The organism is Neorhizobium sp. AL 9.2.2 (assembly GCF_013317225.1).
Taxonomy (GTDB): domain Bacteria; phylum Pseudomonadota; class Alphaproteobacteria; order Rhizobiales; family Rhizobiaceae; genus Neorhizobium; species Neorhizobium soli.
The window spans coordinates 12,953-24,591 of sequence record NZ_JAALXU010000001.1 but is presented as its reverse complement, the minus strand read 5'-3'; the positions used below and the strand labels follow the sequence as shown (position 1 = coordinate 24,591).

The 11,639-nt window shown below is 60.2% G+C and carries 11 protein-coding genes; 3 read left to right on the top strand and 8 right to left on the bottom strand.

The genetic code is table 11. The features are described from left to right. Positions 1 to 2 precede the first annotated feature (2 nt). Positions 3 to 809 (top strand): enoyl-ACP reductase FabI, encoded by an 807-nt coding sequence (gene fabI, locus G6K99_RS00120; RefSeq protein ID WP_174195374.1) that lies wholly within the window; start codon positions 3 to 5, stop codon positions 807 to 809. A 37-nt stretch (positions 810 to 846) separates the two neighbouring features. On the opposite strand, the gene G6K99_RS00115 is transcribed toward fabI, so the two are convergent. The 7 genes from G6K99_RS00115 to G6K99_RS00085 form a co-directional block, all read right to left on the bottom strand. After that, on the bottom strand, positions 847 to 1,494 hold the full coding sequence (locus tag G6K99_RS00115; protein WP_174195373.1) for a tetratricopeptide repeat protein: 648 nt from the start codon (positions 1,492 to 1,494) through the stop codon (positions 847 to 849). 83 nt (positions 1,495 to 1,577) lie between these two features. After that, entirely contained in the window at positions 1,578 to 2,585 is a 1,008-nt protein-coding gene (locus tag G6K99_RS00110) for a class I SAM-dependent methyltransferase (RefSeq protein ID WP_062454252.1), read from the bottom strand. Between the two features lie 92 nt (positions 2,586 to 2,677). Continuing rightward, positions 2,678 to 4,810: a polyribonucleotide nucleotidyltransferase gene (gene pnp, locus G6K99_RS00105; protein ID WP_174195372.1), complete on the bottom strand. Its 2,133-nt coding sequence runs from the start codon at positions 4,808 to 4,810 to the stop codon at positions 2,678 to 2,680. 340 nt (positions 4,811 to 5,150) lie between these two features. Beyond that, the gene (gene rpsO / locus G6K99_RS00100; protein WP_062454254.1) at positions 5,151 to 5,420 is read right to left on the bottom strand and encodes a 30S ribosomal protein S15; all 270 of its coding nucleotides are present in this window, start codon (positions 5,418 to 5,420) and stop codon (positions 5,151 to 5,153) included. A gap of 144 nt (positions 5,421 to 5,564) precedes the next feature. Next, positions 5,565 to 6,494, bottom strand: coding sequence for a tRNA pseudouridine(55) synthase TruB (truB, locus tag G6K99_RS00095; RefSeq protein ID WP_174195371.1), 930 nt, complete (start codon positions 6,492 to 6,494; stop codon positions 5,565 to 5,567). A gap of 22 nt (positions 6,495 to 6,516) precedes the next feature. Continuing rightward, positions 6,517 to 6,921, bottom strand: a complete 405-nt coding sequence (gene rbfA, locus G6K99_RS00090; RefSeq protein ID WP_174195370.1) for a 30S ribosome-binding factor RbfA — start codon at positions 6,919 to 6,921, stop codon at positions 6,517 to 6,519. A 170-nt stretch (positions 6,922 to 7,091) separates the two neighbouring features. Further along, positions 7,092 to 8,780: a chemotaxis protein gene (locus tag G6K99_RS00085; protein ID WP_174195369.1), complete on the bottom strand. Its 1,689-nt coding sequence runs from the start codon at positions 8,778 to 8,780 to the stop codon at positions 7,092 to 7,094. A 349-nt stretch (positions 8,781 to 9,129) separates the two neighbouring features. On the opposite strand from G6K99_RS00085, the gene yghU reads away from it, so the two are divergent. Both yghU and G6K99_RS00075 read left to right on the top strand, forming a co-directional pair. Further along, entirely contained in the window at positions 9,130 to 10,029 is a 900-nt protein-coding gene (yghU, locus tag G6K99_RS00080) for a glutathione-dependent disulfide-bond oxidoreductase (protein WP_174195368.1), read from the top strand. 36 nt (positions 10,030 to 10,065) lie between these two features. Then, the gene (locus G6K99_RS00075) at positions 10,066 to 10,443 is read left to right on the top strand and encodes a hypothetical protein (RefSeq protein ID WP_113165737.1); all 378 of its coding nucleotides are present in this window, start codon (positions 10,066 to 10,068) and stop codon (positions 10,441 to 10,443) included. 60 nt (positions 10,444 to 10,503) lie between these two features. Here G6K99_RS00075 and G6K99_RS00070 read toward each other — a convergent pair whose 3' ends face one another. Further along, positions 10,504 to 11,622 (bottom strand): mandelate racemase/muconate lactonizing enzyme family protein, encoded by a 1,119-nt coding sequence (locus tag G6K99_RS00070; RefSeq protein WP_174195367.1) that lies wholly within the window; start codon positions 11,620 to 11,622, stop codon positions 10,504 to 10,506. Positions 11,623 to 11,639: the final 17 nt, after the last annotated feature.

The window sequence follows — 11,639 nt, the reverse complement described above, 5'->3', positions numbered from 1 at the left end:
TGATGTCCGGGATCATGCAGGGCAAGCGCGGCCTGATCATGGGCGTTGCCAACAACCACTCGATCGCCTGGGGAATTGCCAAGGCGGTCGCGGCACAGGGTGCGGAAGTGGCTTTCACCTATCAGGGTGAAGCGCTGGGCAAGCGGGTCAGACCGCTTGCCGCCGAACTCGGCTCAGATTTCGTGGTTCCCTGCGACGTCGAAGATATCGCGTCGGTCGACGCAACGTTTGAAGCGCTGCGCGAACGCTGGGGCACGATCGACTTTCTCGTTCATGCCATCGGCTTCTCCGACAAGAACGAGCTGAAGGGCCTCTACGCCGACACGACGCGCGAGAATTTCTCGCGTACGATGGTGATCTCCTGCTTTTCCTTCACGGAAATCGCCAAGCGCGCCGCAGCCCTGATGCCTGATGGCGGCTCTATGCTGACGCTGACCTATAACGGTTCACAGCGCGTCATTCCGAACTACAACGTGATGGGCGTTGCCAAGGCAGCGCTTGAAGCCTCGGTGCGCTATCTGGCCGCCGATTTCGGCCCGAACGACATCCGCGTCAACACAATCTCTGCAGGCCCCGTGCGCACGCTTGCCGGCGCCGGGATTTCCGATGCACGGGCGATCTACGCCTGGAACCAGCAGAACGCGCCGTTGCGCCGCACTGCCACGATCGAGGACATCGGCGGATCGGCACTCTATCTGCTGTCCGATCTCTCCCGCGGTGTGACAGGCGAAGTGCATTACGTGGACGCCGGATACAGCATCACCTCACTGCCAAGCCTCGACAGACTGCGCAAGTCCGACGCGCAGTAGCATCCGACGCGTGCGATCCCTGGGACGGCGGGCACTTTCAATTTGAGTTCAATTCCCGGACCGCGTCGGCATTGCCGGCACTCGCTGACTGCTTGAGCAGTTCTTTGGAGCGACGTGGATCGCTCGACCGGATCAACTGCGCCAGCTTCAGCTGCGCCCAGTGATCGTGCGTGAAAGGCAGGCTCTTTTCGAAATAACTTTGCGCAAGGGCGAGGTTCTTTGCGACCCCCTCCCCGTCCATCAACATGAAGGCCAGCATGTGATAGGCCCATAGGTTGCCTTTGCTGGCGGAGCGCTCGTACCATTCGACAGCCCGTGATGGATCAGCCCGCAGGCTCAAGCCCTTCTGATAGAACCAGCCGACCTTCAGCTCCGCATGCATGTCGCCAGCGTCGGCGGACTGGCGATACCAGCGGAGCGCTTCCGGAAGATCGAGTGGGACACCTGAGCCTATCTCATAAGCTTCACCGAGCTTGTATGCTGCCGCAGCGTTGCCGTTCTTGGCCGCGAGCCGGAAGTAATGCGCGGCAATGCGAAGGTCATCCGGCCCTTTGACCTTGTATTTGCGATAGGTTTCCGCGGTGTTGAACCATTCCCAGGTCAAGCGAACACTGGCGCGCGGCTCTTCGGCGCTCGCCGTTTCAGTGGCGATCAAGAGCAGAAGTGCTGAAACAACGCCTTTCATACAAAAACCCCGACCGCTCCAACGCAACTTCAGTGTGCATTCGAGCTGTCGGGGCGGGCAATCCTAGATTTTGAGGGGTGAAGCTACTTCTTCGCCCAGAGGATCTTGAAGCGGGCGTTGCGGCAGGTTTCGCCGTATTCCCGGAACGCTTCCTCGAGCACCGGCTCGTATTGCATGCCGCGATTGGCGACCAGCATAAGCCTGCCGCCGCTTCTGAGCGCGCCTGCAGCCGTGCGGATCATCGTCTTGCCCAGTTCCGGATCGGCGGCCTGCGTCTCATGGAAGGGCGGGTTCATGATGACGAGGTCGTATTTTTCCTTTGGCGGCTCGGTTCCCAGATCCTGCCAGAAGAAGCGGGCTTCGAGATCCGGGCAGTTATGCGCAACGTTCTGTTTTGCAAATTCCAGCGCCCGGTGATCGGCCTCGAACAGGTCGATACGGTTCACGCGGGGCGAACGCTCGGCGAGCATCACCGAAAGATAACCCCAGCCGGCACCGAAATCAGCGGCATTGCCGTCGAAATCCGTCGGGAAGCGGCTTACCAGAAGTTCGGAGCCCGGATCGATGCGGTCGTGCGAGAACATGCCGGGAGCGGCCTGGAATCGACCGTCGACCGTCACAGCTGTCTTTTTCAGTGCCTGGATCGCGCCAGACGCATCCTCCGGCCGGCCGAACCAGATGGCAACGCCGTGATACTTCGGCGCGTAGTCCAGCGTGATGCCGAGCTTCAGCAGCATCGTGCGAATGGGTGCGATACCGTCTTCCTTGCCACCGGCAACGACGATCAGGCCACCGACCTTCACCCGCGCAAGTGCTTCGGCAATGCGGTTTTCGTTTTCGCCGCGATGCTTGCCGCACAGGACAAGCGCACCGTCGTAATCCTCGCCCTCGGGCTCGGGAAACGCGTTGTCGCGCAGGCTGCGGAACAGTGGACGGAACGGCTGGATGGCCGTGATCTCGGCATCAAACCCGTCAGGCAGGGCATTGCCCGCTTCCGCACCCAGAAACAGTATGCGCTCACCCTCGCCGGGCGTTTGGATCGCGTCGGTGGCGAAGGGATGGAAAAGGGTCTTCAGGGCTTCTCGGGTCATGATCGGATCTCGGGCGGTCGTGTCGTCGGTGAAAACAAAAAAGGCGCGGAAGTTATTCCTTCCGCGCCTCGATCTCTCGATAGGTCGAGGGCTTATTCGGCAGCTTCGCCGTCAGCCTTCTTGACTTCCTGGCCGGTGGCCTGGTCGACGGCCTTCATCGACAGGCGAACCTTGCCGCGCTCGTCGAAGCCCATCAGCTTGACCCAGACCTTCTGACCTTCCTTGACCACGTCCTGGGTCTTGGCAACACGGTCGGAAGCGAGCTGGCTGATATGGACCAGACCGTCGCGGGCGCCGAAGAAGTTGACGAAGGCGCCGAAGTCGGCGGTCTTCACAACGGTACCTTCGTAGATGGTGCCGACTTCCGGTTCAGCAACGATCGAATGGATCCACTTGCGGGCCGCTTCGATTTCCTTGCCGGAGGCGGAGGCAATCTTGACCGTGCCGTCGTCTTCGATGTTGATCTTGGCGCCGGTCTTTTCGACGATTTCGCGGATGACCTTGCCGCCCGAACCGATGACTTCACGGATCTTGTCGACCGGGATGTTCATCACTTCGATGCGCGGTGCGAATTCGCCGAGTTCCGAGCGACCTTCGGTGATGGCGTTGGCCATTTCGGTGAGGATGTGCTTGCGGCCACCCTGTGCCTGGCCGAGCGCGACCTTCATGATCTCTTCGGTGATGCCGGCGATCTTGATGTCCATCTGCAGCGAGGTGATGCCGTCGACAGTACCTGCAACCTTGAAGTCCATGTCGCCGAGATGATCTTCGTCACCGAGGATGTCGGAGAGAACGGCAAAGCGTTCGCCTTCGAGGATCAGGCCCATAGCGATACCGGCAACAGGCTTTGCGAGCGGGACGCCAGCGTCCATCAGAGCAAGCGATGTGCCGCAGACGGTTGCCATCGAGGACGAGCCGTTCGACTCGGTGATCTCGGAGACGACGCGGAGCGTGTAGGGGAACTGTTCAGCCGTTGGCAGCATCGGACGGATCGCGCGCCATGCGAGCTTGCCGTGGCCGATTTCGCGACGCCCTGGGGAACCCATGCGGCCGGTTTCGCCAACCGAGTAGGGAGGGAAGTTGTAATGCAGAAGGAAGCGTTCCTTGTACATGCCGGTCAGGCTATCGACATACTGTTCGTCTTCGCCGGTGCCGAGCGTCGCAACAACGATCGCCTGGGTTTCGCCGCGTGTGAACAGGGCCGAACCGTGGGTGCGCGGCAGGATGCCGACTTCCGACACGATCTTGCGAACGGTCTCGAGATCACGACCGTCGATGCGGCTCTTGGTGTCGAGGATGTTCCAGCGAACGATCTTCGCCTGCAGGTGCTTGAAGGTCGCGCCGATGACTTCGGCCGGGTACTTCGGCTCTACGCCTTCCGGGAAGAAGTGTGCCTTGACCTTCGCCTTGACGGCGTCGACGGCAGCGTAGCGTTCAGCCTTTTGAGTGTTCTTGTAGGCGGTGCGCAGTTCGGCTTCGAAGTGCTGCAGCATTTCGGCTTCGAGCGCGGAATGATCTTCCGGCTGGAAATCGCGTGGCTCCTTGGCGGCAACTTCAGCGAGCTTGATGATCGCGTCGATAACCGGCTGGAAGCCCTTGTGGCCGAACATGACGGCGCCGAGCATGATCTCTTCGTTGAGTTCCTTGGCTTCCGACTCGACCATCAGGACGGCGTCCTGGGTGCCGGCAACGACGAGGTCGAGAACCGACTCGTCCATCTCGTCGAGATGCGGGTTCAGAACGTATTCGCCGTTGATGTAGCCGACGCGTGCGCCGCCAAGCGGGCCCATGAAGGGAACGCCAGAGATCGTCAGGGCAGCGGATGCTGCAACCATCGACAAGACGTCCGGATCGTTTTCAAGGTCGTGCTGGATGACGGTAACGACGACCTGGGTCTCGTTCTTGTAGCCTTCCGGGAAGAGCGGGCGGATCGGACGGTCGATCAGGCGGGAAACCAGCGTTTCCTTTTCCGACGGGCGACCTTCGCGCTTGAAATAGCCGCCCGGGATCTTGCCGGCGGCATAAGTCTTTTCCTGGTAGTTGACGGTCAGCGGGAAGAAGTCCTGGCCAGGCTTGGCCGACTTGGCCGAAACAACGGTGGCGAGAACGACGGTTTCGCCGTAGGTGGCGAGAACCGCGCCGTCAGCCTGGCGGGCGATCTTGCCCGTTTCAAGCTTCAGCGGGCGGCCTGCCCATTCGATTTCGACGGAGTGGGTATTGAACATATGGTGTCCTTTAATGCGGGAGCACGCGCAGTGCCGTAGCCGGCGCAGTGCATAGTCGACCGCAATCGATGTGACAGATCACGGGCAAGACAACGGGAGGCTTCGGGTCGGCGACTTCGGTGGTCGACGTCTGATCAGGGTCTTTGAGTGATCCCTGGTCGAAAGCATCCGGCAATCCTGCCCCATGACAGGTCAACGGTTTGGTTTTTGCAGATCCGGCCCATCCGGGTCTGCGGGCATTCTTGCGGCGCGAGATAAAGCGCATCGCAAACATTCCATCGGACGCTTGGCCCGAATGAGAAACCGGCAGGCGCCCGATTGAGCGCCCGCCGGTAATTTTTTAGCGGCGAATGCCCAGAGCAGCAATCAACTTGCTGTAACGGGATTCGTCTTTCTTCTTGACGTAGTCGAGAAGCGAACGACGTGTGGAAACCATGGTCAGAAGGCCACGACGGGAGTGGTTGTCCTTCTTGTGGCCCTTGAAGTGTTCGGTCAGATTGTTGATCCGCTCGGTGAGGATCGCAACCTGGACTTCCGGCGAACCGGTGTCGCCTTCAACGGTTGCGTATTCCTTGATGAGTTCGGCCTTGCGCTCTGCAGTGATCGACATCGTGTTATCCTTTCGAATATGAGGATTATGGGTCGCCTAAGGCCGGGATGTCGTCCAGTCTTGGCCGTGAAACGCAAAACAGGCGGAAAAGCCTGCTTTTGCTGGCGGTGCCTATAGACCATTCAAGGAGAGAATGGAAGAGGCTCAGCCAAACACCCGCTTGGGACGGAACTCTCCCTGGCCGATCTCGCCGATGGCAAGCAGCTTGCCACGCACGGTCGCATAGGCTTCCGCTTCGTCAGCCGGTGCATCGCGGCCGCGCAGGATAATCGGATTGCCCATCTTGATGCGGTGGGCCTGATCGTCTGTGACAGGCAGATGCGGCAGGCTGGAAAGCGCTTCAGACGTGTTGATCATGAAGGCATCAAGGGCTGCCAGCCGTTCGTCGCGATCCTCGATCTGTTCCAGCGCCACAAGTTCGGAGAGCGGCACCATGCGGTCTTCGGCAAAGGGCGCGACGAAGGTGCGGCGCAGTTCCGAGATATGACCGTAGCAGCCCAGATCGCGGCCGAAGTCGCGGGCGAGCGCCCGAACATAGGTACCCTTGCCGCATTCCACTTCGAAATGCGCCTTGTCCGAGGTTACACCGAGCAGCGTCAGGCGAAAGATCTGGACCTCGCGCGACGGGATCTCGACGATCTCGCCATCGCGGGCCAGATCATAGGCCCGCTCGCCGGCAATCTTGATGGCGGAAAACTGTGGCGGGATCTGACTGATGGTGCCGGTGTAGTTCGGCAGAAGCGCGCGGATCTCATCTTCGCTCGGACGGCTGTCGGACGACGCGGTGACAGCGCCTTCGAGGTCGTCGGTCGACCGTTCCTCGCCCCAGGTGACGGCGAATTCGTAGATCTTTCGCCCGTCCATGACATAGGGCACGGTCTTCGTCGCATCGCCGAGCGCAATCGGCAGCATGCCTGACGCAAGCGGATCCAGCGTGCCGGCATGGCCGCACTTCTGGGCGTTGAACAGCCACTTGATCTTGGACACGGCTTCGGTCGAGCCGAAATCGATCGGCTTGTCGAGAATAAGCCAGCCGGAAACCGGCCGGCCCTTTGGTTTGCGGGGTTTGGACATCAATACTTCTTGATTGTTATTTCTAGTCTTTGTTTTCGTCGCCATTCAGGTCGCGCTGGACCTCGGGAGACCGGAGCAGCTCGTCGATCTTCTTGTAGTTGTCGAAGCTGGTATCATCGCGGAAGCGCACTTCCGGCATGTATTTCATCGACCGGAGCTGGCCGGCTATGCGGCCGCGGATATATTTGGCATGCCGGTTGAGCGCTGCGATCACGCCGTCATGGTCGGCGACACCGAGTGGGGTCACATAGGCCGTCGCGACCTTCAAATCGGTCGACATCCGCACTTCCGAAACGGAAATCACGGTTTTCTCGAGCAGGTCGTCGCGAACTTCGCCGCGTTGCAGGACCTGGGTGATGGCGGCGCGTACCTGTTCGCCAACACGAAGCATGCGCTGCGACGGCGCCGAGGATGTGGGCTTGGTCATGTTGTTTCTTTCGTATAACGCCGCCGGGGCTCGTCCCGATGGGGCGCTTCGTCAAATGAAGGCGGTCACATGACAAAGGCCCGGCGAAAGGTCAAGGTCCAGCGGGTATTTAATCGGTCTGACTTGGAGGCCGTCGATGCCGAGGACACCTGAAAACAGCGTGTCGTCACTCATGCAACCGAGACGAGGGACGCTTCGCCAAGGGGTGTGGTTCCCATGATCTTCGCGTGCAGTTCACGTTCCAAACCCATTGTGTAAAGGGCGGAAATGCGAGCCCCGAGTTCGATGAGGGCAGGCTCGATGGCGGCCAGTGGCCGGGCGCTTGCGAAGGCTTCGCCCTCTTCCACGCAGGCCCGCAAAACCTCACCAAGCTCAACCTTGAAATCAAGCCGAGCAAGCGAGGCATCGATTTCGCCGACGGCGGATCGGCTGTGTTCGCCAAGCAGCGACATTTCGGTCCCCATGCGATCGCCGACAACGCAGATATTGTCGAGTGCCTGTTCGAGCCGAAGATCCAGCGAGCCGCCCGTATCTTCGCAGGCGCTGAGCTTTTGCGCAGATTCTTCCAGCATTCTGAGATGAACGAGGATCTTGTCGGCGGCACCATCCAGCTCGCCCGCGTAATTGCGCAGTTCGGCGGCTACCACGTTGATCGCCTTGCCCTGATCGCCGATCCTGCCGCAGCGCAGATTGGTATTGAGGGCCATGTAGTGAATATCGGTGCGGACCAGTTGCACGACGCCGATGCTGGTGACGAGCTCGCTTACGGTCTGGCCGGTCGACCGGCTGAGTTCCGTCGCCTCGCCGGCAACGGCTTCGATCTGGCGAACCGCTTCGCGCGCAACGCCGACGCCGGTGTCGAGCTGGCGCATGGCGGCGGCGCCGCCCTGGCCTTCTGCCATCGTTTCCCGGATTGCATCGATCTTCTGGAGATCTGAACGGAAACTCGCCACGCTTGCGACGATCTTTGCCGTGTCACGCTCGAAATGATCGATGGACTGCCTGAGCTGATGGGAGACAAGCCTCCGGATGACAGCGGACAGGTTGTCGCGCTGAGGATTGGTCAGCGGCGTAGCGTCCGGTGAGGCCAGAAAATCGTCGAGGAGCGTGAGCGTTGACTGACAATGCTCGATCCTCTGGCGGGTTGTGTCGCCGATCTGCATGGCAGACAGCGTCGAGGCGAGCTTGGTCTGGATGCCGCGCGCGATTGCCCGGACGCTTGCGGCCTGTTCGATCATCGATCTGCGATTGAGAGCGATCGCCTCGCCGCCGTTCGACAGTCCTGCTGCGATCTGCGGGATTGTGTCCTCGTAGGAGCTTACAATCCTCTTCCCTCTTGTGATCAAGGAACCCAGTCCCTGGCCGAGATACTGGACCTTGTCCGAGAAATCATTGACCTGACGGGTGCCGTCCTGAATCCTTTGCAGGATTTCCTCAGCAAATCCTGCAAAGTCGGCAATTCCGGCGCCGGTGATCTTTGCAGTAACTGCAAAGGTGCGCAGATAGCGCAGGGTTTCCTGCATGTCCTCGGCATGGCCCTTCAGGTGCCCCTGGGCGTCGGAAATGAGGGTGAACTGGACCTGTCGGCCTTTCTCGTTTTCGCTCAGCTGAGAAAGCCGCGCGACCGTCTGGGTGAGCTCGAACAGGGATGCGTTCGCCGTTTCTTCGTCGAGCGAGCTCTCGGCCTGATCGAGCGAGGCGACCAAGCGGTTGAGAACGTCGAGAATGGAAAGAAGCGCTCGTCCGCCTTCGGTGAAGCGTTCCTCAAGGCGCGAACGGGCAGCGTCCAGCCGCGCGGCAAACGCCGAGGCGTCTGCGGAAACACCCTCTTCTATCGATACGACCGCTCTGAGTGCCATGTCCACCACCTTTTCCAGCTTCGCCGCAACGTTGAGTTCGTCGCTGGAAAAACCGTTCGCCCTGTTTGTTGTGGGACACGTCTCCGCCTGAAGCAGGCACGGGTGTCCTCGAATAGCTGGACAGTGCCGGTGCAACGGTTAACTGAACAAGAACCGATCGCGGAGTTGCGTGTACGTGGTTAACCATTGCCGCTCGTTCGGAACACGATGGTGCAGCATAGAGAGATCCTGACCAGCACCAAAAAACGCGATACGATGGCGCTATAAAACGGGAAATCTCTTCTCGTTTTTCCTATATCGCAGGCATCGTTCGTATTTTAAGAGCAATTTTTCAGGAAGGACCGCCCTGATGACCGAGAAAACTCCTGCCGACAATTTTCCTGCCGGCTACGAGCCGCCAAAGATCTGGGCCTGGGAAAAGGGCAATGGCGGCCAGTTCGCCAGTATCAACCGCCCGATCTCCGGCCCGACGCAGGACAAGGAACTGCCGGTCGGAAAGCATCCGCTGCAGCTCTATTCGCTGGGCACGCCAAACGGCGTCAAGGTGACGATCATGCTGGAAGAGCTTCTGGCAGCCGGTCACACACAGGCCGAATACGACGCCTGGATGATCAATATCGGCAAGGGCGACCAGTTCGGCTCCGGCTTTGTCGACATCAATCCGAACTCGAAAATCCCCGCACTTTGCGACCATGCGCCAAAGGATGGCGGCAAGCCGCTGCGTGTGTTCGAATCGGCCTCTATCCTCGTCTATCTGGCGGAGAAGTTCGGCGCCTTCCTGCCGACGGATTTGCGCACCCGCACGGAAACGATGAACTGGCTGTTCTGGCAGATGGGCTCGGCACCGTTTCTCGGCGGTGGGTTCGGGCATTTCTACGCCTATGCGCCGATCAAGATCAAATACGCGATCGATCGCTATGCGATGGAGACGAAACGCCAGCTCGACGTGCTCGACCGGCATCTTGCCGACAACCGTTATATGGCGGGCGACGAGTATACGATTGCGGACATGGCGATCTTCCCCTGGTACGGCACGCTGGCGCTCGGCCAGGTTTACGGCGATGCAGGTGATTTTCTCGAGGTAAAGAGCTATGAGAACCTGCAGCGCTGGACGGCGGAGGTTTTCGCACGGCCTGGCGTCAAGCGCGGCCGCATGGTCAACCGGACTTCCGGCGAGCCATCCGAGCAGCTGCATGAGCGCCACGACGCTTCGGATTTCGATACGAAGACACAAGACAAGATCGGCTAAAAGCCGGTCAGCCGCATAGGACTTGAGGATACGAACATGGCAAACCTGCCTGAAATGACAAAACACCGAGGCTTTCCGGGCGGGATGCCAAGCACGGGGGTGCAGTTCACCATCCGTCGCGCCAATCCGAAAGGCGTGACGCCGATCAAGGCTCTGCCGCGCCGGGCACGTCCCGGCACGAAAGAGCACAAGATCGACGGGGCATTTCTGCATGCGCTGTGGCATCACTTCGGCACTGAACCCTTCGAGCGCGGCAATCTCGATGCCGCACGCCTGAGCCTATTGTTCGGGCGCGAAGTGCTGCCGGCCGACAAGACGTTCGACCCGCTTTCCTATGAGGCGATGCTTATCATCAACGAAAAGCTGGCGCGGCAGAACTTTCCGGAATCGTTCGAGAATATCTTCGAGATCTGACGGCGTTTGTCGACGTTGTACAGGAGGCCGCTGGCGATTGACGCCAGCGGCCTTTCGCATTCAGCCGAGGCTCTTGCCGTATCGCTCGAAGCTTTCCTTCAGCACCGTCGTGCTGGCACCGGGCTGCTGTGGCCGACGGTAAATGCCGGCATCGACATTGGACGGTTCCTCGAAGTGATCTTTGATCCAGGGAATGTATTCAAGGATCGTCGAGGCCGGATGCCAGTAGCTGAGATGGACGTGAACCTGGCTCATCTCGCCCGCATGCGGCACAACGGGCAACCGGTGGGCAAGCGCCAGATCCGCGACCTGGATATATTCGGTGACGCCGCCGAGACGCGTGACGTCAGGCTGAACGTAGGACACGGCACCGGCTGCGATGAAGGCCCGGAACGCATCCACGGTATAGAGCTGCTCGCCAAGCGCGATCGGGATCGTGCTGCTTTTCGCAAGCGCCGCGTGGCCGGCGATATCGTCGTACCAGAGCGGTTCCTCGAACCAGTAGATGTCGAGATCGCGGGCTCTCTCGCAAAACCGCTGGCAGGTCGGGAGATCCCATTTGCCATTGCCATCGATGGCGATCCGGACATCTGGGCCCAGCCGCTTGCGCACCGCTTCCAGGCGGCGGACGTCGATATTTGGATCGTCATGACCCACCTTGAGCTTGATCCGGGTGAAGCCGTCCTCCTCCACGGCGCGCGCCGACCCGGCCAGCAGGTCCTCCAGCGAAAACGACAGCCAGCCGATATCGGTATTATACGCCTCGAGACGATCGGTTCTTGCCCCGCCGAGCAGGCTCCAGAGCGGCACGCCGGCCTGCTTCGCCTTGAGGTCCCAGAGCGCGACGTCGACGGCGGCCAGCGCCAGATGGGTGATCCCCGCACGGCCGACCCATTGCAGGGACGGATAGCGTGCGAGTTTGGTCCACAGACGCTGATGTTCGTTGGCATCCTCGCCGATCAGCAGCGGCGCGTAGCAATCCCTTATACAGGACGTGATCAGCCGGTCGGAGGCCAGATGGGCATGGGTGCCGGTAAAGCCGTAGCCCTTCAGCCCGTCGGTGGTTTCGATCACGGTGCCGACGACACCCCAGTGAGTGATGCTGTGGGTGCTGTCGGAAATCGAGTCCGAGGTCAGCGGCAGATGCAGGATGAATGGCTGTACGGATTTGATCTTCATTCTTGGGCTCCTCCTCC